At 37.0% G+C, this 24,444-nt stretch carries 26 protein-coding genes; 9 read left to right on the forward strand and 17 right to left on the reverse strand.

The window, feature by feature from the left end:
• Positions 1–187: 187 nt before the first annotated feature.
• The 8 genes from BGO84_RS09800 to BGO84_RS09835 form a co-directional block, all read right to left on the reverse strand.
• The gene (locus BGO84_RS09800) at positions 188–649 is read right to left on the reverse strand and encodes a DUF4252 domain-containing protein (RefSeq protein WP_291028977.1); all 462 of its coding nucleotides are present in this window, start codon (positions 647–649) and stop codon (positions 188–190) included.
• A complete protein-coding gene (locus tag BGO84_RS09805; RefSeq protein ID WP_291028978.1) occupies positions 646–1,206 on the reverse strand; it encodes a hypothetical protein in 561 nt (186 codons plus the stop codon). Before BGO84_RS09805 ends, BGO84_RS09800 begins: the two co-directional genes overlap by 4 nt.
• Positions 1,203–1,700, reverse strand: coding sequence for an RNA polymerase sigma factor (locus BGO84_RS09810; RefSeq protein ID WP_291028979.1), 498 nt, complete (start codon positions 1,698–1,700; stop codon positions 1,203–1,205). The genes BGO84_RS09805 and BGO84_RS09810 overlap by 4 nt, the downstream gene beginning before the upstream one ends.
• A 1-nt stretch (position 1,701) precedes the next feature.
• Entirely contained in the window at positions 1,702–2,205 is a 504-nt protein-coding gene (locus tag BGO84_RS09815; protein ID WP_291028980.1) for a DUF4252 domain-containing protein, read from the reverse strand.
• A gap of 79 nt (positions 2,206–2,284) precedes the next feature.
• Positions 2,285–2,725, reverse strand: coding sequence for a DUF4252 domain-containing protein (locus BGO84_RS09820; protein WP_291028981.1), 441 nt, complete (start codon positions 2,723–2,725; stop codon positions 2,285–2,287).
• Positions 2,726–2,906: 181 nt separating this feature from the next.
• Positions 2,907–3,728, reverse strand: a complete 822-nt coding sequence (locus BGO84_RS09825; protein ID WP_291028982.1) for an META domain-containing protein — start codon at positions 3,726–3,728, stop codon at positions 2,907–2,909.
• A 417-nt stretch (positions 3,729–4,145) separates the two neighbouring features.
• Positions 4,146–4,685, reverse strand: coding sequence for a 1-acyl-sn-glycerol-3-phosphate acyltransferase (locus BGO84_RS09830; protein ID WP_006842186.1), 540 nt, complete (start codon positions 4,683–4,685; stop codon positions 4,146–4,148).
• On the reverse strand, positions 4,685–4,966 hold the full coding sequence (locus BGO84_RS09835; RefSeq protein WP_252638233.1) for a hypothetical protein: 282 nt from the start codon (positions 4,964–4,966) through the stop codon (positions 4,685–4,687). The genes BGO84_RS09830 and BGO84_RS09835 overlap by 1 nt, the downstream gene beginning before the upstream one ends.
• A 152-nt stretch (positions 4,967–5,118) precedes the next feature.
• Between BGO84_RS09835 and BGO84_RS09840 the strand changes: the two genes are divergently transcribed.
• Both BGO84_RS09840 and glgP read left to right on the forward strand, forming a co-directional pair.
• Positions 5,119–6,771, forward strand: coding sequence for a glycogen/starch synthase (locus BGO84_RS09840; protein ID WP_291028983.1), 1,653 nt, complete (start codon positions 5,119–5,121; stop codon positions 6,769–6,771).
• Between the two features lie 144 nt (positions 6,772–6,915).
• Positions 6,916–9,501, forward strand: a complete 2,586-nt coding sequence (glgP, locus tag BGO84_RS09845) for an alpha-glucan family phosphorylase (protein ID WP_291028984.1) — start codon at positions 6,916–6,918, stop codon at positions 9,499–9,501.
• Positions 9,502–9,584: 83 nt separating this feature from the next.
• On the opposite strand, the gene BGO84_RS09850 is transcribed toward glgP, so the two are convergent.
• The 4 genes from BGO84_RS09850 to BGO84_RS09865 form a co-directional block, all read right to left on the reverse strand.
• A complete protein-coding gene (locus BGO84_RS09850; protein WP_291028985.1) occupies positions 9,585–10,079 on the reverse strand; it encodes a hypothetical protein in 495 nt (164 codons plus the stop codon).
• A 134-nt stretch (positions 10,080–10,213) separates the two neighbouring features.
• On the reverse strand, positions 10,214–11,218 hold the full coding sequence (gene gap, locus BGO84_RS09855) for a type I glyceraldehyde-3-phosphate dehydrogenase (protein WP_006842178.1): 1,005 nt from the start codon (positions 11,216–11,218) through the stop codon (positions 10,214–10,216).
• A 266-nt stretch (positions 11,219–11,484) separates the two neighbouring features.
• Complete coding sequence (gene rluF, locus BGO84_RS09860; protein WP_283686864.1) at positions 11,485–12,357, reverse strand: 23S rRNA pseudouridine(2604) synthase RluF; 873 nt, start codon at positions 12,355–12,357, stop codon at positions 11,485–11,487.
• Positions 12,358–12,579: 222 nt separating this feature from the next.
• Positions 12,580–13,590 (reverse strand): NAD(P)-dependent oxidoreductase, encoded by a 1,011-nt coding sequence (locus tag BGO84_RS09865; protein WP_291028986.1) that lies wholly within the window; start codon positions 13,588–13,590, stop codon positions 12,580–12,582.
• A gap of 183 nt (positions 13,591–13,773) precedes the next feature.
• Here BGO84_RS09865 and rpmB point away from each other — a divergent pair, with 183 nt between their 5' ends.
• The 7 genes from rpmB to BGO84_RS09900 all read left to right on the forward strand — a co-directional run bounded on the left by rpmB (position 13,774) and on the right by BGO84_RS09900 (position 18,432).
• Complete coding sequence (gene rpmB / locus BGO84_RS09870) at positions 13,774–14,013, forward strand: 50S ribosomal protein L28 (protein ID WP_006842175.1); 240 nt, start codon at positions 13,774–13,776, stop codon at positions 14,011–14,013.
• Positions 14,014–14,030: 17 nt separating this feature from the next.
• Positions 14,031–14,219 carry a 50S ribosomal protein L33 gene (gene rpmG / locus BGO84_RS09875; protein ID WP_006842174.1) on the forward strand — a complete coding sequence of 63 codons (189 nt, stop codon included), beginning with the start codon at positions 14,031–14,033 and terminating at the stop codon, positions 14,217–14,219.
• A gap of 14 nt (positions 14,220–14,233) precedes the next feature.
• Positions 14,234–14,395, forward strand: coding sequence for a DUF4295 domain-containing protein (locus BGO84_RS09880; RefSeq protein WP_135103598.1), 162 nt, complete (start codon positions 14,234–14,236; stop codon positions 14,393–14,395).
• Between the two features lie 146 nt (positions 14,396–14,541).
• On the forward strand, positions 14,542–15,495 hold the full coding sequence (ftsY, locus tag BGO84_RS09885) for a signal recognition particle-docking protein FtsY (protein WP_291028987.1): 954 nt from the start codon (positions 14,542–14,544) through the stop codon (positions 15,493–15,495).
• A gap of 3 nt (positions 15,496–15,498) precedes the next feature.
• Positions 15,499–16,794: a 30S ribosomal protein S12 methylthiotransferase RimO gene (rimO, locus tag BGO84_RS09890; RefSeq protein WP_291028988.1), complete on the forward strand. Its 1,296-nt coding sequence runs from the start codon at positions 15,499–15,501 to the stop codon at positions 16,792–16,794.
• 17 nt (positions 16,795–16,811) lie between these two features.
• Positions 16,812–17,102, forward strand: a complete 291-nt coding sequence (locus BGO84_RS09895) for an HU family DNA-binding protein (protein ID WP_006842170.1) — start codon at positions 16,812–16,814, stop codon at positions 17,100–17,102.
• Positions 17,095–18,432: an HU family DNA-binding protein gene (locus tag BGO84_RS09900; protein ID WP_291028989.1), complete on the forward strand. Its 1,338-nt coding sequence runs from the start codon at positions 17,095–17,097 to the stop codon at positions 18,430–18,432. Before BGO84_RS09895 ends, BGO84_RS09900 begins: the two co-directional genes overlap by 8 nt.
• On the opposite strand, the gene BGO84_RS09905 is transcribed toward BGO84_RS09900, so the two are convergent.
• The 5 genes from BGO84_RS09905 to BGO84_RS09925 all read right to left on the reverse strand — a co-directional run bounded on the left by BGO84_RS09905 (position 18,427) and on the right by BGO84_RS09925 (position 24,441).
• Entirely contained in the window at positions 18,427–19,233 is an 807-nt protein-coding gene (locus tag BGO84_RS09905; protein WP_291028990.1) for a LicD family protein, read from the reverse strand. The genes BGO84_RS09900 and BGO84_RS09905 overlap by 6 nt on opposite strands.
• Positions 19,233–20,234 (reverse strand): glycosyltransferase family 2 protein, encoded by a 1,002-nt coding sequence (locus BGO84_RS09910; RefSeq protein ID WP_291028991.1) that lies wholly within the window; start codon positions 20,232–20,234, stop codon positions 19,233–19,235. The genes BGO84_RS09905 and BGO84_RS09910 overlap by 1 nt, the downstream gene beginning before the upstream one ends.
• A 184-nt stretch (positions 20,235–20,418) precedes the next feature.
• The gene (locus BGO84_RS09915) at positions 20,419–21,294 is read right to left on the reverse strand and encodes an alpha-1,2-fucosyltransferase (protein ID WP_291028992.1); all 876 of its coding nucleotides are present in this window, start codon (positions 21,292–21,294) and stop codon (positions 20,419–20,421) included.
• 323 nt (positions 21,295–21,617) lie between these two features.
• Positions 21,618–22,958 carry an L-fucose:H+ symporter permease gene (gene fucP / locus BGO84_RS09920; protein ID WP_291028993.1) on the reverse strand — a complete coding sequence of 447 codons (1,341 nt, stop codon included), beginning with the start codon at positions 22,956–22,958 and terminating at the stop codon, positions 21,618–21,620.
• A 22-nt stretch (positions 22,959–22,980) separates the two neighbouring features.
• Complete coding sequence (locus tag BGO84_RS09925) at positions 22,981–24,441, reverse strand: rhamnulokinase family protein (RefSeq protein WP_291028994.1); 1,461 nt, start codon at positions 24,439–24,441, stop codon at positions 22,981–22,983.
• Between the last annotated feature and the right edge of the window lie 3 nt (positions 24,442–24,444).

A 24,444-nucleotide genomic window follows, 5' to 3' on the forward strand; every position in this document is an offset into this window, starting at 1 on the left:
TTATCCTATTCCAAGAAATTATGTCTTAGAAAACCCAAATATACAGCCTTGAAAAATTTGCCCGACTGTCAGATCTAGTCTAAACTTTTACAAATAATCTCCATAAAAGGATTTAACTATCTGATATACTATCAAAAAAGACGCATTTCATAAAATGCGTCTTTTTTGATAGTATATCTTTATATTTTTATTTATCCATTACTTTTTTGATATCTTCCATCGTAAAACTACCTACGATACGAATAATAGTACATTCGGTATTTTGACTTATAACCATTACCAAGTCTTTGAATTTGTTGTTACCGTCTTTCTGTGCATAAAAATTGATTATCTGATCGCTCTCTCTCACAGACATCAGAGATTCGAATGCCTTATTCTTCTTCAAAGACTCAGCTTCAAGCATCATCTGTTTGACAGAGTTTTTGTTTTCGCTGGTGTATATTTCGAGTTGTTCCAGCTTATTTGCCAAACCTTTTACATTCATACCTCCGGTATCCATATTAGGAACCATAGACAGAAGGGCTTTAGAAATGTATACAGTTGTAATATCCTTGTTGTTAGAGAATCTTTCAAACATTTTATCTTGTGCCTGAACAGCTATAAGACTGAGCATAAACACAAATGCTGTTAGTAATCCTTTTAATTTCATGATTCTTTATCTTTTTTTCTGTTGAAAGTTTTATTTAATATTTCGTTTGTTTTATCCAGATTTGTTGATACTAAAGCCAGTTGATCCATCCCTTTATTGAACTTCGACGATAACAAGACTAGTGCTTCTTGAGCTTCCTTTATCTTTTGCTCATCTGCCTTATCGATAGTCTTATCAATGGTCTGAGCTATAGGTGTCGTTGTTGCCTTCTCCTGTTTGTTGAAATATATGCCTGCTGTAATTAATATCGCTATACCCGCGGCGATGCTTCCTGCCCACCTCAGTATATATTTCTTCTTTGATGCAGGTTTTAGTTCTACCTTTACTGTTTCTTTTCTTGCTAGTTCATCTATCAGAGTGTCTAGCTTCGCTTCTAAATGAAGAGGAACGTCAATAGGCTCAGATTTGTATAAGTCGAGAAATAAATCCCTTTCTTTTAGCAATTCTTCCGCAACATCTTCACCCTGAAAACAACTTAGCAATAGCTTTTCTTCTTCTATTGTAGTCTCTCCATTGTAAAAAGCTTCGACTAATTTTTTTATTTCGCTTGTCTTCATCTTTGTTCTATTTTAGAGTATTGCTCTCTTATCGTTTTCCTTGCTCTGGATAGTATAACCCGTATATTTCCGGGGCTTATTCCGGTAATGTTTTCTATTTCTTCATCGGTATATCCATCCCAGTGCTTCATCATTATCACCTGCCGTTGCTGATCGGGTAGCTTATTTATCAGATCTTTTACATATGCAGCGTCATCCTGTATTTCGAATTGCTTAGACAGAGATGAGCTCTCGGGTATTTCGGTATCATATGATGTATGATAGTCATTCTTTGCTTTTCTCAGATAATCGAGACAAGTGTTGCGAACGATGATAATGGCAAAGCCTTCTGTATTTTCGATCTGCTCCAATTCGTCTTTCTTGTTCCAGAGCTTGATGAACGTTTCTTGCACTATGTCTTCTGCATTGGCTGTATCCTGTACTATTCGGTATGCTATTCGGTATAACTTCTGATGATATGGTAGAAACACTTTTTTAAAAGTTTCTGCATCCATCTCATTTGTTTTTATTTTGTTCTTTAAGTATTTCCGTCAGATCCGATTCGGTAAGGTTGCCGGACATCTTTACAATCACAGCATCTTCATTATCTAATACCAGAATGTATACACCGGTAAATAAGTCACCTTCTTTGTGCGAGATAATTTTCACATTGTCGTCGGCTTCATTCACAGATAGTAGGGTTGCATATCCATTTCCATCTTTGAAACTTTGAATACCTTCCAGAAATTTAGTTTTTACCTCAGGACTATATTTTTCAATAGCAAGAACTTCTATAGAGTCTATCTTTTGCATGAATGACGGCATTTTGGAAACCATTTGCCCGGTTGAATCAGCAGACATGGCTGCCTTCATAGACATATCGAGCATAGAGCGATCTACTAATTGTCGTTGTACACCTTCTTGTTTCGAAAACTCAGACATAAAACTATTCAAATCTTGAGCATAAGTGAATTGTACTGCAACAAAGGTTAATACTAAAGAAAAAATATACTTTTTCATAATGTTCTGTTTTTTTATTTATAATTGTGTTTACGTAATTTTAATAGATGCTATTTGTCGTATTTCTGAACTAATTGGGTCAGATCCTCTTCTTTTTTTTACCCGAAAACTTCACTATAGTCGGGTCGTTTGCACTCATACAAAGTATAACCATGTCGCTTATTGTATTGTTTTTCTTTTTCATCATAATGCGTACATTATCATCTTTGTCTTTAGCCATGAGCAGCGTTTCGTAACCGTCCCCATCTTTTAATTTTTCCATTTGGTCGGTTAGATTTTGCTTTACAGCAGAGTTGCAGCTTGATAGGTCATATACTTCCATCGAATGTATTCCTCTGGCAACCGGCATATCACCCACTCCTCCAAATGCTTTTCCTAAAGTCATCATAAAAGGTCCGATTTTAACGGTTTCAATGTTTTCTACTTTAGATAAGTTATCCATCAACTTGTTTAAACTTTGGCCGTATGCTATCTGGCCCAACGCAATAGTTAATACCAGACAAATTAAATACTTTTTCATAAATGTTTTTATATTTGAGTCGTTATAAATTTGTTAGATGTGCGCTTTCATCCTCTTTCTATTACTAAGACGAAACAACCCAAAAATTTGTTACAGCGAAAATGCAAAAAAAGTATTGAATTAAAAAAAGAGCTGTATTCTAGTTAAATACAGCTCCATATTATCTTGTTTTTATCGTTATTTATTTATCGCCTGTGTCTTTTGTAAATTCCAGTACAACTTTGCCTTCGCTCAAAAAGGTGAGTTTATCTCCTGTTAAAGCTGCTTGTAGAGGTGTAGACAATTTAGAAAGAAATAGAGATTCACCTTTTAAGCTCGGACATGCCATTTTGGTAGACATGGCAGGACCGAATTTAATCGTATTTTCTTCTAAAGTGAAAGTACTGCGATAGGTATTACATCCTGCATTTCCAAAAACTTTACCGTCTGTTGTTATTTCCATCGAGGCTGGTTTGTCGGGGAATAATACTGCCATGTCTTCCCCTTCGATAGAACTCAAAGTCCATTTTCCTGATATATTATCAACATTAACAATGTTTGTTACTTCCGAAGTGGCTGTTTTTTGAGACTTTTCGAACTCTAATAATACATTTTTTCCTTCCGAAAATGTGAGTTGCCCTTCTTTTGATAGAGAAACCACAAGATTAGGAGTTGATAAAGCTGCTAAAAACTCAGATTCCTTATTCGCATGCATACATGCCATCATGGTAGATGCTAATTGAGGCGCAGAAAATATATTTTTTTCACTCAATGTAAAACCTCCTGTATAACGATTACAACCTCCACTACCAGATAGCAGGTTTTTCGAAAAATCAAAATTTATATTCGGAAGTTCTCCCGAGAATGCTGTTTGTGCAGGCTCTCCCTTGAGTGTTTTCAAAACCCAAGGACCACCTTCTAGTTGAGCTTTTTCGATAGGTTTTACAGAATTACAACTTTGAATAACGAAAGCTAAAGTAAGAATTGTAACAAAAAAGGTTGCTGATTTTAAAAAGTGTTTCATAATGTTTCTCTTTTAATTTTGTCAATATTTATGTAGTTTTTTCTTTACTATTAATATTCTATATTGAATTATCCTCCGGAATTATACATATAAATAAAGCAATGTATATACGTATATTCATTTCTATTGTAAATTATCTTTTAGACGGAAATAGAGTCGGTTCGTTGCATGCGCACCTGTTTTATAAATCACCAAGACTCCGTTTTTACAATATAAGTTTAAGGTCATGTATATAAATAAACAGATATTTAAGGTGTTATGTTCAACCGTTTATTGGGTCGTGATTTTTGATTATATTTCATTCAAGCCTAAATTAAAAATGAGATTAAGAAACAAGAACAAACAAAAAACTCTGACTTAAATGTTTAAGTCAGAGTTTTAAAAATAATAAATATTTTTGTTTTGTTATCCTTTTTCTTATATCGAGAAGTGTTCGGGACGACGAGCTACTACATCTTTGTAAAGAGCTTTTATTTTGGCAATATCTCCTTCTACATCACCTGTAGGCATTATTATCTGCTTGAAGTTTGCCTCCTTCTTACCATAGTCAAGAGCTGCAATTACAATAGGCACATCGGCTTCCATCGCTATAAAATAAAAGCCTTTTTTCCATTCGGAGTTGGCTTTTCTGGTGGCTTCAGGTGTTATGGCTAGTTGAAAATTTTCTCTTTTAGAATATATTTCTGCCATCTGCTCTGTTAGTGATGACTTTCTGGAACGGTCGACAGGAATTCCCCCCAACAATTTGAATAATAGATTCATGGGAAAGAAAAACCATTCTTTTTTAATCAGGAAGGATGCTTTTCGTCCCATCGCTTTATAAACAATCAGTCCTAATGGTAGATCCCAGTTACTGGTATGTGGGGCAACACATATAACACATTTGTCTGGTAAATTATTCAGACCTGTAATCTTCCAACCTATAAGGCGGAGGATAAAATTACATATACTTTTCATTAACCTAAAGATTCTATTTCTTTGGCAATAGAGTTGATCTGCTCTTTGAAATCAGCTTTAACCTTTTTGTAATAAGTTTTTACTCTGCCTTTAACTTCTTTTCCCTCGTTTACATTCACTCTCTTCAGAAATTCTTCCTGAGTTTCTACTATTCGAGTTATTACTTTATCTGCAGCTGCCTGGTCAGCATCTATTACAAATACTTTGTAAAATACACAGTCAGTATATAATAAATCTATTGATTCGTTTATACTTTTTTTAAGCTTTCTTCTACTACTCACAGTCAAAATATATTTATATGTTTATTATCTTTGTTACCTTTGCGGTTTCTAAAAGCGAGGGCAAAGTTACTAAAAAAAGAGAACGATAGCCCTTATTTGCTTTTATTTAATTCTATTTATTCATAAACGTAAGACACGAATTAGCATCATTTATGGCAAAGCGACTCAATAATCCTGATTATATTTTTGAAACAAGCTGGGAGGTATGTAACAAGGTTGGAGGTATTTATACCGTGTTGTCGACCAAAGCAAAAACAATGCAGGAAAAGTATAAAGACAGAACAATCTTCATCGGTCCTGATATTTGGAAAGAGACTACAAGCCCTTGGTTTCAAGAAGACAATAAGTTGTTTGCCGAATGGGTAAAGACAATTTCGATATACGATAGGTTGAAGGTAAGAGTCGGGAGATGGCTCGTTCCGGGTGAACCTATTGTGATACTTGTTGACTTTGAAAGCCTCTTTGCTCATAAAGATGATATATATAGCTACATGTGGCACAAATTTGGGGTAGACTCTCTGCATGCGTACGGCGATTACGACGAAGCGTGTATGTTTGCCTATGCTACAGGTGCGATAATCGAAAGTTTCTACAGATATTATAATCTTGACAAAAAGAAAGTCATAGCACACTTCAACGAGTGGATGCTCGGGATAGGTGCACTCTATGTAAAAGATCGTTTGCCAAAAGTTGGCACATTGTTTACTACCCATGCTACATCCATCGGTCGCTCTATAGCAGGTAATGGCAAACCATTATACAACTATTTGTTTGCATACGATAGCGATCAGATGGCTCGTGAATTAAATATGCAAGCGAAGCATTCTGTGGAGAAAACGGCAGCTCAGGAAGTAGATTGTTTTACTACGGTGAGCGATATAACCGCTAAAGAATGTAAGCAATTACTTCACCGTGAACCTTTGGTAACACCAAATGGTTTCGAGAAAGACTTTATACCTGTTGGCGAAGAACACGAAGCCAAGCGTCTTGCAGCAAGAAAAAAACTAATCAATGTTACCGAAAAGTTATTAGGGTATGATATACAAGAAGATGCCCTTCTGGTGGTAACAAGCGGACGTTATGAATACAGAAACAAGGGGCTTGATGTATTTATCGACGCTATGAATAGGTTGGAACACATTAAGCAACTCGAAAAAGATGTGATTGCATTCATTATGGTTCCGGCGTGGATAGACACTCCCCGTACAGACCTGCAAGAAAGATTGAGCAAAAAGGAAACCCCTGATACATCATTGACCTTTCCTCATATTACTCACTGGCTGAAAAACATGAATAATGACTCTATCCTCAATCAAATTTCGTATTTGCGACTACAGAACAGAAAGGAAGATAAAGTGAAAATTATCTTTGTTCCTTCATATCTGAATGGGAATGATGGTATTTTTAATATTCCTTACTATGACTTGTTGATAGGAATGGATGTATCTGTTTTCCCTTCATATTATGAGCCGTGGGGATATACGCCACACGAAAGTATCGCTTTTTCAGTTCCTACTATTACTACGTCTTTAGCCGGATTTGGCTTATGGATGCGTAAAGAAGGAGACGAAAAAGGAATGGATGACGGAGCAGAGGTCGTAACGAGAGACGATTATAATTTTATAGAAGTTTCGGAAGATATTTGTAACAGGGTGTTTGAAATGACGACCAAAAGTGCAGAACAAGAACGTATCCTGCGTAAGGCTGCGCTCGATAGAGCTGCATTGGCAGATTGGGCTCATTTTTTCAAATATTATGAAGAAGCCTATGATATAGCATTAGCTAAAGCTTCTGAAAGAAAGTAAATTAAACTTTGCAAACGTTTGCAGCTTTTATAAAAGTTATAATTAGGTAATATAACGATAAAGGTTGCTAAATATGTTATATTTGTATTTTTACAATTATACATAACAACATCAGATAATCACAAGTTTAAATATATAACATCTATGAGAATTAAAGCAAGTTATTCGAATAATCCTACATGGAGAAGTGCGCATACACAAGTGAACTTACCAAAAGAATTATTACCGCTTGAAAAAATTTCACGTAATTTATGGTGGGTATGGAACAATGAAGCTACTGATCTTTTCGCCGAATTTGATCCGGAACTTTGGAAAGATTCAGACAATAATCCGGTTCTATTGCTTCATAAATTATCTAATGAAAGAATAGAAGAGATTCTTAAAGACGCTACCTTAATGAATAAAGTAGATAACGTTATTAAGAAGTTCGATAAATATATGTCTCAAAAATTTGATACATCAAAACCGTCTGTTGCATATTTTAGTATGGAATATGGTTTTACTCATGTATTAAAGATATATTCGGGAGGCTTAGGTGTTTTGGCTGGAGACTATCTGAAAGAAGCAAGTGACAGTCATGTAGATCTTACAGGAGTGGGCTTCCTCTATCGTTACGGATATTTCTCCCAGTCTATTTCTCCTGACGGTCAGCAGGTAGCAAACTATGAGCCTCAAAATTTTGGAGACCTTCCTCTCGAGCCCGTGCTGAATGAGGATGGCAATCAGATGATTTTGGCTGTTCCGTATCCGGATAGAGATATATACGCAAATATATGGAAAGTGAATGTAGGACGTATAAGCCTATACTTACTGGATACGGATATCGACTTGAATAGCGAGTATGACAAACCTATTACTCACCAATTATATGGTGGAGATTGGGAAAATCGTCTGAAACAAGAATATTTACTTGGTATCGGAGGTATCTTATTGCTTAACAAATTAGGTATCAAAAAGGAAATCTACCATTGCAACGAAGGTCATGCTGCCCTTATTAATGTACAGCGTTTGCTCGATCTTATCGAAGGAGAAGGTCTTACATTTAATCAAGCGTTAGAGGTTGTACGTACTTCAGGTTTGTATACTGTGCATACTCCTGTTCCTGCAGGACACGACTATTTTGACGAAGGTCTTCTTGGTAAATATTTAGGGAACTATCCTGCACGGTTAGGTATCTCTTGGCAAGACTTTGTAGACATGGGACGTGAACATCCGGGAAGTGGTGAAAAATTCAGCATGAGTGTATTTGCACTGAATACTTGTCTTGAGGCTAATGGAGTTAGTTACCTACATGGTATTGTTTCCCGTCAGATGTTCCAGCCTGTTTGGCCGGCTTATTTCCCTGAAGAGTTACACGTAGGGCATGTAACAAACGGTGTTCATATGCCTACTTGGACAGCAAAAGAAATGAAGTTGTTGTATGAAAAAACATTTGACAAGAGTTTCTATGATGATCAGTCCAATCACGAAATCTGGGATAATATATATAGTGTAAAAGATGAAGAGCTATGGAATGTTCGTTCTATCTTGAAAAAACGTCTTATCAGCTATGTACAGGAACAAATGAAAGAAGGCTGGATAAAGAGCCAGAAGGCTCCTTCAGCGATTTTCAATATTGTAGATAAAATCAACCCCGACGCATTACTCGTTGGATTTGGTCGTCGTTTTGCTACTTACAAGCGTGCCCATTTGCTATTTACAGACCTTGACCGTTTGGCAAAGCTGGTAAATAATGAAAAATATCCAATCCAGTTTTTATACACAGGTAAGGCTCACCCTGCAGATGGAGCAGGACAAGGCTTGATCAAACAGATTGTAGAAATATCACGCCGTCCTGAATTCCTTGGTAAGATAATCTTCCTTGAAAATTATGATATGCGTTTAGCGAAACGTTTGATTTCAGGAGTAGATATCTGGTTGAATACACCGACTCGTCCGCTTGAGGCTTCAGGTACATCAGGCGAAAAGGCGGAAATGAACGGAGTTCTTAACTTCTCTGTACTTGACGGCTGGTGGTACGAGGGGTACAAAAAAGAAGCCGGCTGGTGTCTTACTGATAAACGTACTTATTCTAATCAGGCTTATCAGGATGAATTAGATGCAGCTGAGATCTATTCTACTTTCGAGAATGAGATATTACCTCTTTATTATGCACGTAACTCTAAAGGATATTCGCCTGAGTGGATACAGTTTATAAAGAACTCGATCGCTAATATTGCGCCAGAATATACAACGAAGCGAATGATTGATGATTACATCAAGAACTTTTATAAGCCTGAAAGAGAACGCATCAAATTGGTTACAGCGAATAACTATGCTAAGGCAAAAGAATTGGCAGCATGGAAAGAAGATACTGCTGCTAATTGGGACAAGCTTGTAGTAGAGAAGATTACTTTCAATGGTCAGAATATAAAAGACGGAACTCCGCTTGCATCAAACAATTTTACTGAAGGTGAAAAGATTAAAGTGGAAGTTGTTATTGACAAGAGAGATATGAAAGGCGATTTGGGCATAGACTGCGTGCTTACCGAATATGATGCGGATAAGAAAACAGACAAGTTTATCTCTTCTCAAGACTTTAAGCTTGTTAAGACAGAGGGTTCGAAATTATATTTTGAATTGGATTCAATAGCCAAGATTCCGGGACTATGCAACTTTGCTTACCGTGTATATCCGAAGCATGCGGATATGGCACATCGTCAGGATTTTGCTTTTGTTCGTTGGATCTAATATAAACAATATGAATATAAAGCCCACTCCAAATGGAGTGGGCTTTGTTCATCTATAAAGAATTCTTCAAAATCATTTACACATCATTGTTCTTTTATTGTATATTCCCACAATAAAGTTTTAAATGTAGCTACTTGCCAAAAATCAGAAAAACTTTCATAACCCGGCTGGGTAGCTATCGCATCCCCTCCAATAATAGAAACACACAGATTTCCAAGTGAATCATAGACATTGCTATTAAAATCAAACATAGAATCTTTTAACTTGGAAGAACTTCCTGTAATAAATTCTCCATATCTGATTTCATAGTAATCTTCTCCTTTGTAAGCAAGCTGTTCAATAAAGCCTCCAAGATTTTTAGCTGACCCACCATTACTGGCATAGCGCACATCAACTTCTTTTTTAACAGTTTCTTTCTTTTCTTTTAGCCAACTAAGCGTATTAACAGGATTATTCTCGCTTGGATTAGTATATTCAACCAAGGCCATTTCAGCATCATTATTATTATCACTACATCCGGTTACAGGCAAAAAAAGTATTATTGTAGCAAAAAACAGGAATAAGGTTATGTTTTTCATATTAAAGATATATTTAGTTTATATACTATTAGATGCAAAAACAAACAAAAAAGTTGCATTAAAGAATTGAAAGCAAACAAAAAGCCTCTCACTAATTAAAGTAAGAGGCTCTTTCTATATATAGATAACTTGTATTATCCGTTTACTTTAGCCATAGCTGCGATAAGATCAAGACATTTGTTAGAATATCCCCACTCATTGTCATACCAGCTAACTACTTTAACGAAAGTTGGGCTCAATTGGATACCAGCTTTTGCATCGAAGATTGAAGTACGAGCATCGCCAAGGAAGTCTGAAGAAACTACTTCTTCGTCTGTATATCCAAGAACACCTTTCAATTCGCCTTCTGATGCATCTTTCATAGCTTTGCAGATATCATCGTAAGATACTTCTTTAGAAAGACGAGCAGTAAGGTCAACTACAGAAACATCCAATGTAGGAACACGGAATGCCATACCTGTAAGTTTTCCGTTTAGTTCAGGAATAACTTTACCTACAGCTTTAGCAGCACCGGTAGAAGAAGGAATGATGTTACCGGCAGCAGCACGTCCACCTCTCCAGTCTTTAGCTGAAGGTCCGTCTACTGTTTTTTGAGTTGCAGTAGTAGCGTGTACTGTAGTCATCAAAGCTTCAACGATACCAAATTTGTCGTGCAATACTTTAGCGATAGGAGCAAGACAGTTTGTAGTACAAGAAGCGTTAGAAACGAATTGAGTTCCTTTTACATATTTATCTGTGTTGACTCCACAAACGAACATAGGGGTATCGTCTTTTGAAGGAGCTGACATTACTACATATTTTGCACCAGCGTCGATGTGACCTTGAGCTTTTGACTTTTCAAGGAAAAGACCAGTAGATTCAACAACATATTCAGCACCTACTTCGTTCCATTTCAAGTCTGCAGGATTCTTTTCAGCAGTTACACGGATAGCGTTTCCGTTAACAACCAATTTACCGTCTTTAACTTCAACTGTTCCGTCAAATCTACCGTGCATAGTATCGTAACGCAACATATAAGACATATATTCTACGTCGATAAGGTCGTTGATACCTACAATCTGAATGTCATTTCTTTTTTGTGCAGCACGGAAAACAAGACGTCCAATACGTCCAAAACCGTTAATACCTACTTTAATCATTTTGTTTTAATTTTTATAGTTAAAAAATCGAGTATATCCAACTTAAAAGCTTTTGAGAAGATGTGAAATTATGTTATAAAACATGCTTTCTAAAAAGCTGTACAAAGTTAATATTTTTTTCCTTATCAAATAATTTTGTTTATTATTTTTAAGGGCTATAAAGCTGTTTGTTGTGGTGACAATCACCTTTTTAGCCTTTTTGTAAAGTCGAGTTATCTTTTTTACACATTTCTTTTGACTAAAAAAAGACCCTCTGCCACCTCTTTTTATTTTCGGGTTTTCTTCCTTACACTTGATTTTCCATTTCTCATACCACTACCACCTTCTCTGTATCCTGCCTGCATCTTTTTCTCTTTGTATGATGAATTAGCAGACTTGCCTTTAGTTTGAGGAGTCTTTGTTTCTTGTGGTTTTGTTTTCTTTTTCGGCGCACTCTCAGTTTTTACAGAAGATACTGTTTTCTTACGCAGTATTTCCAATTCTTCTTTTGTAATATTACGCCATTGACCAACTTTTATGTTACCCAACTTTATATGCATTATTCGTATGCGCTCGAGCCTCACTACATTATATCCAAGATATTCGCACATGCGCCGTATTTGACGGTTCAGTCCCTGTCGCAATATAATATTAAACGAATGAGTCCCCGTTTTAACCACTTCACATTTACGAGTAACAACTCCTAGAATTGGCACTCCGCCTTGCATCTTTTTAACGAAATCCTCATTTATAAGCTTATCCACAGTTACATGGTATTCCTTTTCATGATTATTGTCGACGCGCAGCATCTTATTCACCATATCTCCTTCATTAGTCAGGATTATAAGACCTTGCGAATCTTTATCAAGCCTCCCTATCGGAAATATCCGTTCGTCATGTCCCACGGCATCAATAATATTATTGGGCTCATCCAAATCTGTCGTACTTACAATTCCGATCGGCTTATTGTAAGCAATAAAGACAGGCTCGGTATTACAGGTAACTGTCTCTCCATAGACTTTCACTTCTTGCCCGGCCAGCACCTGACTTCCGATAGAAGCTCTTTTCCCATTAATTGTAACACTCCCCTGTTCTATCAGTTTATCAGCCTCTCGTCGCGAACAATAACCGCTATCGCTGATATATTTATTTATACGCATTTACTTTATTTAAGATGTTTTTGTTAGAAACAATTTGAGATATTTCTTCGAAGTTATAAGACCGACGATAGAAGAATCAAAAAAATTAGTAGCACATATTTTACAGATATAGATAAACTAAGATGTGCCGGATGAAAAGTAGGCAACCCCACTTTACGCATTAAATATTTTCAGCACGAACCTCTATGTAAAGCTACACATTTTTAGCAATAAAAGCTAATTCTACAACCATCCATTTTCTTTATACCAACTTACAGATTCTTCAAGCCCATCCTTCAAGTTGTATTTAGCAGTAAAACCCAGATCGTTTACAAGAGGGGTTATATCACACTCCCAATTGCGCTGTTTCATTATTATATACTTATCCCTATTCAAGGTCGAAGGCTTCTTTGTTATCCTGGAAATACTTTCAGCCACAATAGAAACAGTCTTCAATATCCACAAAGGAACTTTAAGACTCAATACATGTTTCTTTTCTATAACTTGCTTTACCAACTGCGTATACTCCTTATCTGTATATACATCTCCGTCGGCTACAAAATAAGCTTTATTCTTGAGTTCACTCTTCAGCGCAAGAAATACGGCATCTACCAAATCCTTCACATATATGAAAGTCAGGTGTTGTGGCTTAAAACCTGCACCCACATCAAGTCCGGATTTGACAGTCTTTATCATCAGAAAGTAATCCTTTTCTCGAGGTCCATATACACCTGTAGGACGTAATATTATATAAGGGACGTCCATCGAGCGCAGATAACATTCTGCTTTCAGCTTACTCTTCCCGTATGCCGTATTAGGATTCGGCGTATCAGTTATCTTAATAGGAGTATAATTTTGTTCATCTCCTACACCAAAAGCACTGAGACTGCTCATCAATACAAATTTATCGGGAACAGCTTCTACTTCTCGCAATGCATCGATAAGGTTGGCTGTATATCGAAAATTTATTTTATCAAAATCTTCGGCATCTAAACATTTAGTGACCCCGGCATTGTGTACGACATAATCAAACTTGCCATATTTCTTTTTAAAGTCCGATAGCTGTTCTTTCAATTTATTTTTATCCCCAAAGTTCAGGTCCAAAAATTGAATACGATCATCCTTCAGATACTCACGACTGCTGCTTTTACGCACGCCTGCCCAAGTTTCACACCCTTCCTCCAAAGCCTTCTCGACAAGAAAACTCCCTATAAAGCCACTGGCTCCTGTAATCAAAATACGTTTGGTACTCATATCGAGAACAAATTTACAACAATCTGCGTATTCCTTACATTTTCAAAATCAATTAATTTATTTATTGCGTTTAGTGTAACTTTAACCTTTTAAATATTTGTAGGTTTGAAAAATATAACTAAATTTGCAACCCGATTTTGCACGATAAAACTAAAAAATAAACATATAATAAATACAATAGCAATGTCCAAGATTTGTCAAATTACAGGAAAGAAAGCTATGGTTGGCAATAATGTTTCTCACTCAAACAGAAAGACTAAGAGAAAATTTAATGTCAATCTTTTCAGAAAAAAATTCTACTGGGTAGAAGAAGATTGTTGGATCAGCCTGAATGTTTCTGCTGCCGGTCTTCGTACAATCAATAAAATTGGATTGGATGCTGCGCTTAAAAGAGCGGCTGAAGATGGTTTTTTGAACGCATAAAATAGGAGGATCAAGAAATGGCTAAGAAAGCAAAAGGAAATAGAATTCAAGTGATACTTGAGTGCACAGAGCACAAAGCAAGTGGTATGCCAGGCACATCACGTTACATCACTACAAAGAATAGAAAAAACACTACTGAAAGATTAGAATTGAAGAAATACAATCCTGTTCTTAAGAAAGTTACTGTACATAAAGAAATAAAGTAAAAACAATATAAACCATGGCAAAGAAAGCAGTAGCAGGTTACCGCGACGCTTCAACGAAAGACGGTCGTAACTATGCAAAAGTAATCAAAATGGTAAAATCTCCTAAAACAGGAGCTTACACATTTAAAGAAGAAATGGTTCCGAATGAATCAGTAAAAGACTATTTCACGAAATAATCTTGTTAAAAATATCTAAAAAACCTCCTTCATTTTCATGTGGGGAGGTTTTTTATTATCCATTTCGTAGCTTTGTATAGCAGGAAATAAGCCTGTTTTAACATTAAACAAGTATGCGATAATTACTTGATAATAAAGAGTAAACTATGGGACTATTCGATTTCTTTTCGAAGCAAAAAAAAGAAACTCTAGATAAAGGTTTAGAGAAAACCAAAGAATCTATGTTTTCTAAACTGTCACGTGTTGTAGCCGGCAAATCGAAGGTAGACGATGACGTATTAGATGATTTGGAAGAAGTACTCATTACTTCGGATGTAGGAGTGAATACTACATTAAAAATCATAGAAAGAATAGAGAAAAGAGTTGCAAAGGATAAATATATCAACACAGATGAACTAAATTCAATTCTTCGGGAGGAAATTGCTCATCTGCTGACAGAAAACAACACCACAGACACAGAAGGCTTCTCTACACCCGAAAAATACAAGCCTTATGTGATAATGGTTGTCGGAGTAAATGGTGTTGGGAAAACAACGACAATCGGGAAATTAGCAAATCAGTTTAAGAAAGCAGGCAAATCAGTTTATTTAGGAGCTGCGGATACATTCCGTGCTGCTGCTGTAGAACAATTGGTTATTTGGGGAGAAAGAGTTGGAGTACCTGTAATAAAACAGGCAATGGGCTCCGATCCAGCATCAGTTGCTTTCGACACGCTGAGCTCTGCTAAAGCAAACAATGCAGATGTTGTAATTATAGATACTGCCGGACGCTTGCACAACAAGGTTGGCCTGATGAACGAACTTACCAAAATCAAAAAGGTAATGGAAAAGATTGTTCCCGAGGCTCCCCATGAAGTTCTGCTTGTGCTTGACGGCTCAACAGGACAAAATGCTTTTGAACAAGCCACTCAATTTACAGCCGCTACCGATGTTACGGCTTTAGCTATCACAAAACTGGATGGCACGGCAAAAGGAGGTGTTGTTATAGGTATTTCCGATCAATTTAAAATTCCGGTAAAATATATTGGATTAGGAGAAGGAATCGACGACTTGCAAGTTTTCACTCGTAAGGAATTTGTCGACAGTCTTTTTGGAGCATAAAGAATGAAAAAAAATAGAATCGATGTTATAACACTGGGTTGTTCTAAAAACCTGGTGGATTCAGAGTTGTTGATGAAACAGCTTTTAGCAAATGGATATACAGTAAAGCACGACCCCGACAAACCGGAAGGAGAGATTGCTGTAATCAATACTTGCGGATTTATAGGGGATGCAAAAGAAGAATCCATAAATATGATTCTCGAATTTGCAGAAGCAAAGAAAGCAAGAAAGCTTAGTAAACTTTTTGTGATGGGATGCCTCACCGAAAGGTACATGGATGAACTGAAAGCCGAAATCCCGGAGGTAGATAATTTTTATGGTAAGTTTAACTGGAAAATGCTCATCTCTGATTTGGGTAAATCATTCAAACAAGATATAGCTTTGGAACGTAGCATAACAACTCCCAAGCATTATGCTTATTTGAAAATATCGGAAGGATGTAACAGAACTTGCTCTTACTGCTCAATTCCTATCATGACGGGCAAACATCAATCTCGTCCGATAGAAGAAATAGAAGAAGAAGTTAGGAATCTGGTAGTTACGGGTGTAAAAGAGTTTCAGGTGATAGCGCAAGACCTGTCATTCTATGGATACGACAATTATAAGCAAGCCAAACTCCCCGAATTGATCGAACGTATTGCAAAAATAGAAGGGGTGGAATGGATACGCCTCCACTATGCATATCCGGCAAACTTCCCTTACGATCTGCTAAGAGTGATGCGAGAAAACGATAATGTGTGCAAATATCTGGATATAGCTCTACAACATGTTAGCGATAATATGCTTACTAAAATGCGACGCAACATATCCAAGCAAGCAACATACGATCTGATGAAGCGTATCCGAGAAGAAGTACCGGGTATACATCTGCGTACAACATTAATGGTAGGTCATCCGGGCGAAACAAAGAAAGACTTTGAAGAACTATTGCAGTTTGTAAACGATATGCGCTTCGAGCGAATGGGAGCTTTCCCTTATTCGCATGAAGATGGCACATACGCATACGACAATTACAAGGACAGCATATCAGACGCTACAAAGCAAGAACGAATGGACTTGTTGATGTCGGCTCAAGAAAAAATAGCTTTCGAGACGAATGAGGAGAAAATAGGCAAAACACTGAAAGTGGTTGTAGATAAAGAGGAGAGTGACTATTACGTAGGTCGTACCGAGTACGATTCACCGGAAGTTGATCCCGAGGTCTTGATAAAGAAAAATAAAATGCTTAATATTGGGGAATTTTATAATGTTAAGATAACTGACGCCCAATCGTTTGATCTGTACGGAGAAGTTATTTAACCTTAATAGGAATATCTATGACGAACCAGGAATTAATAGCCGCACTGGCAAAACGTTTGAGCTGGACACAGCGTCAGACATCAGAAGTGTTGGAAGCCACAGTTTCTATCATCAATTCAAACCTAGAAGAAAACAACTCTGTTAATATTCAGGGATTTGGATTATTTGAAACAAAGAAGAAGGCTGAGCGTATTTCTGTTAATCCTGTTTCGAAACAGCGTTTTCTGGTTCCTCCTAAAATAACTTTATCTTTCCGCCCCGGACAAACTATAAAAGAGAACCTCAAAAAACTTGAAATAAATGAATGAACGTCTTAGTCTACAGGATTTGATTGATCTTCTGGCTAAGAAACAGGAGATTACAAAAAAAGAAGCCGAAGTATTTCTGCGTGAGTTAATAGCCGTTATATCAGAAACGATAGAAAGCAACGAGTCTGTAAAGATAAAAGACTTTGGGACTTTTAAACTGGTAAAAGTAAATGCACGTAAAAGCGTAGATGTAAATACCGGTGAAGCTATCGAAATAGCGGCTCATTACAAATTGAGCTTCACTCCTGACAAGTTACTAAAGGAAGCTATAAACCGTCCTTTCGCCCACTTCGAGAGCGTCGTTTTAGAAGAAGGTGTTTCTTTTGATAATATAGAAAAAGACGAAACAATAAATATAGAAGAGGCTGATGAGGAAGAAGATGTTTCTGTAGATGAAGAAACAAATGAGGTCTCACCTACCCCAACAGCAGATCCACAGCAAGTAGAGAATGAAGACTTCACGCCTGAATTAGTGAGTGAAGACACCACTATAATAGAGACAGAAAACACTGCCCCTAATACAGAGGAAGAGCAACTAGAGGAAATAAATAACCGGGAAGAAGAAGCACGACAATCTGATAATGAAGCAATAGCTCCAAGTGAAACTGAAAATATATCTGAACCACTAACCGATGAGGTCTCTGAAGAAAGAATAATAGAGTATAAGCAGAGGATTGAAGAGGCTAAATTAGCTGCTAAAGAAAAAGACCTGGAATACGAAAGGCTCGTGAAAGAGACGAGACAGGCTGCTAAGAGAAGAAAGAAATTCGTTTCCTTAGGATTCTTCATATTCCTTATTATTGCAGCATTCCTGATCGGGGGATTGTATTTCCAAGAAATTGCCAGATTCCTGACCGAAGGCCCCACAGGAAACGGTAATACAGCCATAGTTGCTGACAGCCACAATATTGACGAACAAAAAACAGATACTCTTGCCGTATCCTCCGACTCTATAGCTGAAGCGAAAGAACAAGATTCAATTGCCATTACAACGGAGAAAATCTTGCCGAGCGAAAACTCGATAAAGCCCCAAACTCAAAAGAAAGAGCAACCAACAGCCACGAAAGGAAATACACCTCTGGCAATCATAACGATAGAACCAGGTAATACCTTACGTAATATTTCACTAAAGTATTATGGACACAAATCGTTCTGCGTATATATCTACGAGGAAAATAAAGATAAGATAAAGAATATCAATAGTATACCTATAGGAACTAAACTAACCATCCCTCCTCCATCAAAGTATGGAATAAATCTTCAGGATCAAGCATCTCTAGACAAGGCAAAAGCGAAAGAGAGAGAGCTCTTCAAGACGATGGGACTATAAATATTCAACTTTAAGAAAGTGAGTTGCCCGCTTCTCTTTGGGAGGAATGGTAATGTAATCGCCATATTGCTTTTTCAGATATGTTTCAGGTACCTTAGGTGCTGAAAACTCTTTCCCTTCGAACATAACTTTTCCTACCGGAAACATATACCCTGCATTGTGATTCGTAGAGTTTCCTATTCCATAGCTATGTAGTATATTATCAGGTTTTGTAATAGAACAAATTCCTCTGGCTGTATATTTCAACAATACTCCTATAGGGTATAACAACAAAGATATTGTGTATTCATAAAAATATGCCAGTGAGAAGAATGGCCTCCCTCGCTTTAGACGTCTAAAAGCTCTTCCATAGAAAAAGTCAACAATATTCTTCATCCACCGATAGCTTCTTTCCTCAGGAAAGATATCGATAAATATACCTTTCTCCTTATAGCTTGCCATATCCTCCTCTTCGGAATAAACAATAGAATGTTTGTCTCTCACCTTAGAGAACAACAACCTATAACTTTTCTCTTTGGGAGTTTGCAGATACAGATTGTCCGGCAACTCATTAGGCAGTATTTTCAATAACTTCTGATAGTCGGGAAAAAGCAATTCGATATCAATATCATCATCCCAGGGAATAAACCCTCCATGCCGGATAGCGCCAAGCAAAGTACCGCCACTTATCCAATATGGGATATTATGCTTGTCACATATATTGGTTACAATAGATAATATATCCAACATCTTCAGTTGCAGCGTTCTTAATTCAGAACCATCAGGATTATATATTTCTCTAAGTTCCTCTGTATCTGTCATTATTTTTTTCTTAAGAAAAAGATCAATTTTATTAGTCGGCTCAATATAGCGGGATTATATTTGGCAAAAGGAGGGAATAAAACTTTACCATACTTCTTTTGCGAAATGCACAGCACTGCCCAGCGACACCAAAGAAAAGCAACCAGTGCCGGCTGTAAATAAATATGCTTTATTTCATTTTGTCGAATCAGCTTCGTAAACCAATTGGCTATATCGTCAAATCGGTCAACAGGAACATCCAACTTATTCCCCAAAGCATACAACTGGAAAGTTACTTTATGACAGTATAGCTCCAATTCGGTAGGGATTAAGTCGAGTCGGCTCAACTCTCTTTTGATAAGCACATCTTTCAGTTCGCGCTGTACTTCACTATTTAAAACCGAAACATTGCTGTCGTGCCATCTGTACTGGAGCAGTTCATCATCAATATTTGCAACCTTGCCGAGCTTGGCTATTCTGCACCACAAATCATAGTCTTCCACATGCTTATACGCCTCATCGTACTTATTATGTTTCAGCACTTCGGTGCGAATCATCATACTCGGATGAATAAAAGAAGGGGAAAACATCAGGTTGATCTGAAGATAATCATCACTAGTCAGATTATGAATATTTCCGGTCTTCTTTCCACTATTATCAATCACCGCAGCGGCGGTACCACACATCAGTACTTGAGGATGTGAATCGAGGAACTCAACTTGACGCTTCAATCTATCGGGGTGACAAATATCATCGGCATCCATGCGAGCTATATATTGTCCTCCGCAATAATCAATACCCTTATTCAGCGTTTTTATCAATTTCAGATTGACAGGATTCTTTATATAAAAGATCCGTTCGTCATCATAGTCCATAATAATAGACTCGCTGCGATCGGTAGACCCGTCATTTATAAGTATCAGCTCCCAATCTTCGAAGCTCTGCGATACAATACTGTCTAATGCCTGAGACAAATATTGCTCGGCATTATAAACTGGCATTAATATCGATACTTTTGGCATAATTGGCTATTTTAATAAAAACTGTCACTTTTTGTAAAACACTCATTCTAAACGGCATAATCTTACAATTATGTTAAAAGGTGACAAAAGTGACACTTTATTGTATGTTTTTATACTGTTACCTTTTTCCCTCCTGAAAGGCTAAACCGTATATAATAAGATAATCTTGACACTAAAATATATATCAAATCTTCATCCACCCTTGAGGATAAAAACAATCTAGCAATTCATTTTTTTGCTCATCCACAAACCATCGCTTGGGAGCAATTATATTTTTCTCTTCATTGTTGTTAAGCCACGCACTCCACCAACTAAAGCTGCTATTTGCTATAATATTATGTTTGCACAAGCTCATCAGCTGCATGTCTATATAGCTGTCTTTTCCTTTATTCCAATCTATAAAAGTAACAGGAAATTCTTTAAAGTTAAGATTATCCTTTATCCAATCAAAATCCTCTGAGAAAACATAAAATTCAGGATTCTTTACATGCGCAGATATATAGTTGATGGCATTCTCGTAATAGTCTTTTTCAAGGATAGCAAAATTCGATTGTGAATTCTTATTCAGATAATCCCCTCTGCGTATATGAACGGCAATAGACTGATTTTCTGAAACCTGCCCTGCGATATCTTTATTTTTTCCGGTTAATGGATATTTGAAGGAAAAATCCTTCCATAAAAGCTCAGATATATTATTGAAGTATGATTCATTCTGAAAATAGCCGGACATTATCACGTCGCCCGTCAAAGCTTCAAAAGCCGGTTGATATAAGATTGCATACGTATCGGTAAACACTCCAAATGTCTGAAAAAAAGATCTGTGCTTTTGAATAAAGGGTCTCGCTTTAGTTACAGCTTTTGCTTTCAAAGACGAGGTTTCTACTACATCTTCTATATTAAATATACCCAGTTCGTAGGGACGTACCGTAGCTTGTGTTTTTTTTAAAAATGTATATAGATCAACAGACAGAGTCGTATTTAAACGAATAGCCAACGACTTGGCAGCCGCATACTGAAACATCTGATTCCCCAATCCACCCGATAATAATACTGTAACCATTGAGTTTCCATTCGTTTTACAAGTATCTGCAAAGGTATTAAAATGCTACGACAATATGCCTGCATTCTTATTATTGTTAAATTATTTCGTGCTCTTTTCCGATAATTCTTTTTGCTTTACATATTCGCTCAGTAATATAGGGTGAGGCTGAAACTTGCTTTTTATAATATGATGGATAAAAATATATAGAGCAATAAAGTAAAAGATTGATTAAATCATCAAAAAAAACATATTAAACGAATGAGAAAGGGACTACTCCATAGAAGATAGTCCCTTATTTAATTAAAGTAATATATAAAAACGAAAAGAGTGTTTTATTCTATTTAAGCTTTTATCCGGCTACCTACATATCCAAAAAACGATATATATAAGAAGCAGATCAGCGGTATAATAAATCCGACATTCATACTTTCGACACCCAATATCCCCATCAACGATGGAGCGATGGCTCCACCCACAACTGTTAGAACCAAAATGGATGATGCTGTTTTTGTCTTATCACCCAAATCTCTTAAACCCAGCGCAAAAATAGAGGGGAACATGATAGACATAAATAAGTAACAGCTAATCAGAGCGATTATTCCAAACCGATTGTGATTCATGATAACAAAAAACATCAGTAATGTATTTATAGCAGCACACAAGCCAAGCAGAGATCCCGGCTTCATCTTCTGCATAATCATACTTCCCGAAAATCTTCCGACTGCAAATAACGACATTCCGCCTAAGCCAAGTAACAAACCGGCCTGTATTTCGGTCAGTTGCAACTCTTTTACTTCTATTGCGTAATTTATAAAAAAGCTACCAATACCCGTCTGCGCTGCTACATACAAAAATTGAGCAACGACCGCCAACACAAAATGTCTTTGTTTTATCAATGGCAGATCTCGCGTTACGGTATTATTATTTAGGATTGACGTATCTTTATGGTTATCCGATTTTATTTCAGGTAGTTTTGCAAACAAGAAAAACACCAACACCAGAACTACCACACAACCCAATCCTACGTATGGAAACATCAAAACAGAATTGCTCGTATGATCTCCAACCGATTCTACAATATTTGCAACCGCGTCATTAGCACCAAGAAAAACTTTTTTAATAGCATCAACAAATAATTCGATTGTCGACCGATCCGACTCATTTTTAAATATAAGAACAGAGCCTACAAGGGGTCCTAAAATCCAACCGATAGCATTAAAAGTTTGAGCCAGATTGATACGGCTTGCTGAAGTTTCGGGCGAACCTAAAACAATAGTATACGGATTGGCGACTGTCTCAAGGCAAGTAAGTCCGCAAAACAAGATTAAGAGTCCTAAAAGAAAAGCCCAAAAAGTATTTATCTCTACGGCAGGAACAAACCAGAAAGCCCCCAATGCAAAAAGAGCTAATCCGACAACGACTCCGCTTTTATAACCAAATTTACGAGCAATTAATCCCGCAGGAATAGCCATCAGAAAATATGCCCCATAAGCCGAAGCCTGAACAGCTCCCGACTGCGCCTTTGATAAATGTAGCGAGTCTTGAAAGTGCTTGTTTAACACATCCAGCAGACTATGGGCAAAGCCCCACAAAAAGAACAAAGAGGTTATCAGAATAAAAGGGAACAAATAGTTTTGTCCATCTTTTCCGATAAATAAAAGCTTTTCTGATTTGGTCTTCATATTGGTCTTAAATTTGTTGTTTTTACGTTATCAAATGCTCCATTCTAGTAGCAAACAACTCCCACTCTCTCGAATTCTGAGGATAATAGGTTTTAAAGTTAAAGCTGTTTTTTACAATCTGATGTCCCTCCCTTATATTTTTTATTTTTTTATCTGTTACTGCTTGCTGAATAATATTTCCGATTGCTGTAGCCTCTGTTAACCCGGTTACAACCTCTACATTCAGAGCATCTGCAATAAATTGATTTAACTGTTCATTGCGGCTTCCCCCTCCTACTACCGAAAGATATTTAATCTTTCTGCCGGAGCACTGTTCCAATTTCTTCATCACAAAATGATATTTCACTGCCAGTGATTCGAGAACACAGCGAACCAACTCGCCTTGGGTGTGAGGTATATATTGATCCGTCCGCTTGCAATACGATTGTATAGCATCTTTCATAGATGAGGGAATGGTAAAATCAGGATCGTCGCTATTGATAAGGCTTCCGAAAGGTTTACACTTTTCACATTCCGACAATAGGTATTGGTAAGAACATTCTTCATCACTCTTCTCCCATTCGGCTATTAATTGTTGAAGTATCCACAATCCCGAAATATTACGCATAAACAGAATCTTTCCAACCCCACCTTCGTTCGTAAATTCGTTATCCATAGCCTCTTGCGTCAAAATCGGGTTGTCCGTTTGTATCCCCAGCAGAGACCATGTTCCCGAACTAAGAAAAGCCCATTCTTCTCCATCGAACGGAATAGCAGCAATCGCACTCGCCGTATCATGCGCCCCTACGGCAAATACTTTAGTATTTGGGGCATTCGTTTCTTGTGCAACATCATCGGTAAGGTTTCCGACTAGAGAACAAGGCTCAATAATATTTTTGAAAAGATATAAAGGAAGATTCAACTTATCGAATAATGACTTTTCCCACGTTCTTGTTTTAGCATTTACCAGCTGCGAAGTGGAGGCTATTGTATATTCATTATACATATTACCTGTAAGATAAAAATTTATCAGATCAGGAATAAACAATAAACCGTCGCCAATAGCAAGTGTCTGAGCATTATGCTCTTTCATGCTCAGCAACTGGAAAACGGTATTGATCTCCATTTGCTGAATACCTGTGATAGCATACATGTCTCTTTTAGAAATGATAGCCTCCGCTTTTTGAGAAACACCTTGCGTACGGCTATCCCTATAACATACGGGATTGGACAATAATCTTCCCGCTCTGTCTATTAACCCAAAATCAACACCCCATGTATCAACAGCAAGACCTTGTAAATCATAACCCTTCTTTACGGCCAAATAAATGCTCTGTTTTACATTTTGGAATAACGACAAGAAGTCCCAGCACAATGTACTTCCCAATTTTACAGGAACATTTCCAAAGCGGTAGATCTCATCTAGGCAAATACGTCCGTCCACTATTGTTCCTACAATAGCCCGTCCACTTCCTGACCCTAAATCCAGAGCCAAATATGCCATGTT

Source organism: Dysgonomonas sp. 37-18, assembly GCF_001899125.1.
Taxonomy (GTDB): domain Bacteria; phylum Bacteroidota; class Bacteroidia; order Bacteroidales; family Dysgonomonadaceae; genus Dysgonomonas.